Source organism: Devosia indica (genome assembly GCF_003056405.1).
Taxonomy (GTDB): Bacteria; Pseudomonadota; Alphaproteobacteria; order Rhizobiales; family Devosiaceae; genus Devosia; species Devosia indica.
In genome coordinates, this window is the sequence record NZ_PYVZ01000036.1 from 1 (window position 1) to 3,902 (window position 3,902).

Consider the following 3,902-nt stretch of genomic DNA (forward strand, 5'->3'; position numbering starts at 1 on the left):
GAATGGATCGACGATTACTGTGAGGTCCACCCGCACTCCGGGCTTAAGTATCGCTCACCACGCGAGTTCCTGCGCCTCAGTGCCTAAACCCAACCGCCGGCTGTCCGGTGAAATGGGGTCCACTCCACCGCAGAGAAGGCCAGTGAAGACCTCTATCGCATAGACCATCTCTATGAAGAGGACTACAAGGTCGTGGTGTCAAAGTCGCATCCGTTGTCTGAACTAAATGCGATCTCTCTTTCGACGCTGGCTAAGACTGACATGCTTGACCGACTAAATTGCGAAATGCGGGATACTTTGCATGGAACCTGCGCGGATCATGGTCATGAACTCTACGCGGCCTATCGGTCAAATCGCGTGGATTGGTTGGTTGAACTGGCGCGACAAGGGTCAGGTGCGGTGATCCTGCCAGCCACCGCTATTCCTTCGGACATGGGCTTGGTGTCGAAACCCATCGATGGTCTTGAATTATCAAGAACTGTTTTGGCTCTTCGATATCGGCACCAAACGACGAGACCAGAGACAAATAATCTGATCCGTGAGATGACGCGCACGCTGGCGTAGTGAGGTCGGTAATCGACATTCGCCCATCGTGCAGCATTCGTCACTTTGGGCTCAGACCAGACTTTCGCGGCATCACGCTCGAACGTCCGTTCTACTTTTCTTCGAGATCTCGCCCGCAATCCGCCACTTAGCGCTGGAGAAATTGCGCCAGATTGCGGTGAAGGTCACAGCGAACCACACCCATCGTGTGCGGTGATAGTCGTCGGTGACGAGGCCGTACTCTTCAAGAAGCCACCGCGCCGCGTGAGGCGACCTTCGGCGCGGGTAACAGTGGGTGGGTTCTTTTCAATCTTGAAGAGCCGCTTGATTTCCCTGATGACCTCTTCAGCAGACGGCCCCGGCTTTGCCGTCGGGTGAAATGAATGAACGGCAGGTTTCGGGTGCCGAACGCGGCGCTCCGAACGGCGACAATGGGGTCGGGTGCCGCCGATCTGCAAAGCGCCGTCATTACGGACGTTCGATGGGTGTTCTGATTTCCTAAAACCTGACACTTCATGACCTCGCGTAGTCTACCGCCTGAGCGCCATTAAAGCACAAATCCGGTGTCCGCGATCGATGCCCGGACGATGTCGAGGGTTTTCAGCACGCCGCGTGCCGGAATGCCCCTGGGATAGGCGATGAAGACTTCCTGGTCCGGGAGCTTGGGCTGGACATCGAGTTCCACGAGCGTGTGCTCGGCCAGTTCAGTCTCGACGACACAGGTCGGCAGCACCCCAATACCGGTGCCGGCGACAACGACATTCTTGATCGAGGTAAGGGAACTGCAGGTGCTGACCTTGATGGGCACGAGGCCATGGGTGGCAAACCAGTCCATCAGGATCGAAAAGGTTGGCGAGGGCGACGGGTTGGTCAGGATCAGGAATTGCTTGATGTCGGTCGGGGTCAGGGCCCGACGGGGCAGTTCCATCTGCGCTGAGGCGACCCACGACAGCCGCTGGCGACCAAGCAGTTCCAGCCGAATCGACCGCATGACATCGGGCTGGGCGAGAATGGCAAGGTCGAGCAGGCCCTCATCGAGCTTCTGATTGAGCACGCGGCTGTTGTCCACGGTAATGGCCAGGTTGAGTTCCGGATGGAGCTTCTCGAGAATCGCCACGAAACCCGGCAGGCAGCGCAGCGCAAAGCTGTCCGGGGCGCCCAGCCGCAAGAGGCCCCGGAGCGGGCCCACGTCGCGGACATGTCCTTCAAGGTCGCCAAGCAGCGACATCACCCGCTCCACATGATCGAACATGGCGCGGCCCTTATTGGTCATGCGCACGCCTCGGGCCGAGCGGGAAAACAGCGCGCCACCGGCTTCTGCTTCCAGATCCCTTATGCGAACGGATATAGACGGCTGCGTCATGCCCAGCCGTTCGGCGGCCGCCCGGAAACTGCCAAGGCGCGCGACCCAATAATAGGCTTCGAGCTGCGGAATGCTTCTAAACATAACAAAACTCTATCACTCAATTTGCTATTTTCAATTGGCTATGTGCGATTGAGCGTAGCAATCTCTCACCAACGGCGGCTGCGAAGCCCGTTGTCGATAACACGCCGCTATGAGGTGATTTTAATGATGAATTTTGAGGCAGGCCGGCTGAAGCGACCTATTACCGATGCCGTGCGCCAGTCCGTCCGGGAAGATTTGCCCGAGATCGCCAATATTTCGGATGTGGCCCTGCGTGATAAGGTTGTCGAGGCTTGGGCCTATGCGACCGAGATCATCCGCGCCGGCATCCAGTCCATCAGTCGCGGACAGATCGAGGCCGGTCGGGCGCTCGGCCTGCGCGGCCCGCAGATTTTCCGGCTCGTCGTGCTGCGCCCTGCCCTCAAGGCGATCTACCCGGCCCTCACCAGCCAGTTCATCATCCTGATGCTCTATTCGAGCCTGGTTTCGGTCATCTCGGCCAATGACCTGTCCTCGGTCGCCAACCACATCCAGTCGGTGACCTTCCGGAGCTTTGAGGTCTACATCCTCGTGACCGCCATCTACTTCGTGCTGTCCTCGGCCATGTCGGCGGGCTTTGCCCTCATCTACCGCCGCTTCATCCACTATCCAAGCCGATAGGAGCCGATCATGATCCGAGCCTTCGGTCCCACTGAATTCCTATTCCTCCTGGAAGGCGCCCGCTGGACCATCCTGTTGTCCCTTGTTGCCTTTGCCGGCGGTGGTGTCGGCGGCCTTATCCTGGCGCTGCTGCGCATTTCGCCCAGCCCCTGGCTGCGCATGCCGGCCCAGGTGTTCAATCGGAACGCGTCCGATTTGCGGATCCTCCGCGGCCTTCAGCGCCTTAATCAGCTTCAATAAACGCTTAGAATTATGGGGCAACGGTTGGCTCGATACTTTGGTCGATCAAGCTCTTAGCCCTTGAAATGCCTCAAATTGCTTCACAAAGAAGTTCAATTTGCGCCAATCTTTTTTTTCCATAAAGAGCGGCGCTGAAGAGGGGCAAGACGGCTGCCGCGCGGGTTACCCGCAGCTGATCAACTTGATGCGCTACCGGGCGCGCGCGTCGTCTTCGCGCGTCATTCAAAGTGGAGATTTATCGTTGGTCAGCAGGTCTACTTCGATAATGAACTCCGACGGTCTAGGCTTCCCCCTTGGCGATGCATCGAAGCTTTAGGCAAGGAGTACGATCGAAAACAATGACGCGCGTTCTTCAGTAGTAGGTCGCGAAGGTGCCGACGAGAACCCCGCCTTTCCTCGAAGTGCGTCGCAAGATAGTCCTACGCGTGGTCTCAGTAGCGGCTAGGAAGCCTGCCAAACGCAGCTCATTTGTACGCGCGCGCCACTGACGGCCAATGGGGTCGTCGCGTTCACTATGCGGGCGCAGGGCGAAAGGCTTGCGCCTCGAATTGCCTCGAAATGCTTCGGAATGTTTCACAAAGATTTTCAGATTGTTTCTATCACACCTGTGCACCCGCAGTGCGTTAGAGCGCAGGAATTGTTCTGATCTGCTAATTCCTGCAGTTCGGAAAAATGTTCTTCCCGAGATCAACGCCGAACACGGCAGCTTCCTTAGGTGCATTCCTCATCATTCTGCTTCCTCCTCTTGGTCGAACATCAACAATGTCGCGGAGGGTGGGGCAGGTCATCCCATTAATGGTAGCGCCCGCCGCCAATCGGGATGCTGTCGCCCATGTCCAGACTGCCTATGGGATGAGCGAGCGGCGGGCGTGCCGAGTATTGGGATGTTGTCGGATGACGATGCGCTACCAGGCGCTTCGGTGTCAATCGGCGCGGAACGTTGGCTCTGACTCACATTTGGTGCAATCGCGCGGTGTGATTTCCTTTTGAGAGGGAATCACTGAAATGGCGCGAAAGCTTGGAACTTCGTCGCTTATACCGTCAGGCTTCATCA

At 57.5% G+C, this 3,902-nt stretch carries 3 protein-coding genes and 2 pseudogenes; 4 read left to right on the plus strand and 1 reads right to left on the minus strand.

From position 1 onward, the window contains the following. Window positions 1-156: 156 nt before the first annotated feature. Window positions 157-564 (plus strand): annotated as a pseudogene (locus DDE76_RS19210) (LysR family transcriptional regulator substrate-binding protein); the annotation flags it as partial. 526 nt (window positions 565-1,090) lie between these two features. Here DDE76_RS19210 and DDE76_RS19220 read toward each other — a convergent pair. Continuing rightward, window positions 1,091-1,990: a LysR family transcriptional regulator gene (locus DDE76_RS19220; RefSeq protein WP_104893352.1), complete on the minus strand. Its 900-nt coding sequence runs from the start codon at window positions 1,988-1,990 to the stop codon at window positions 1,091-1,093. A gap of 126 nt (window positions 1,991-2,116) precedes the next feature. On the opposite strand from DDE76_RS19220, the gene DDE76_RS19225 reads away from it, so the two are divergent. The 3 genes and pseudogenes from DDE76_RS19225 to DDE76_RS19985 all read left to right on the plus strand — a co-directional run. Then, complete coding sequence (locus tag DDE76_RS19225; RefSeq protein ID WP_425430649.1) at window positions 2,117-2,608, plus strand: amino acid ABC transporter permease; 492 nt, start codon at window positions 2,117-2,119, stop codon at window positions 2,606-2,608. A 9-nt stretch (window positions 2,609-2,617) separates the two neighbouring features. Then, window positions 2,618-2,848, plus strand: a complete 231-nt coding sequence (locus DDE76_RS19230) for a hypothetical protein (RefSeq protein WP_108463722.1) — start codon at window positions 2,618-2,620, stop codon at window positions 2,846-2,848. A gap of 795 nt (window positions 2,849-3,643) precedes the next feature. Beyond that, window positions 3,644-3,781 (plus strand): annotated as a pseudogene (locus tag DDE76_RS19985) (IS3 family transposase); the annotation flags it as partial. Window positions 3,782-3,902 lie beyond the last annotated feature (121 nt).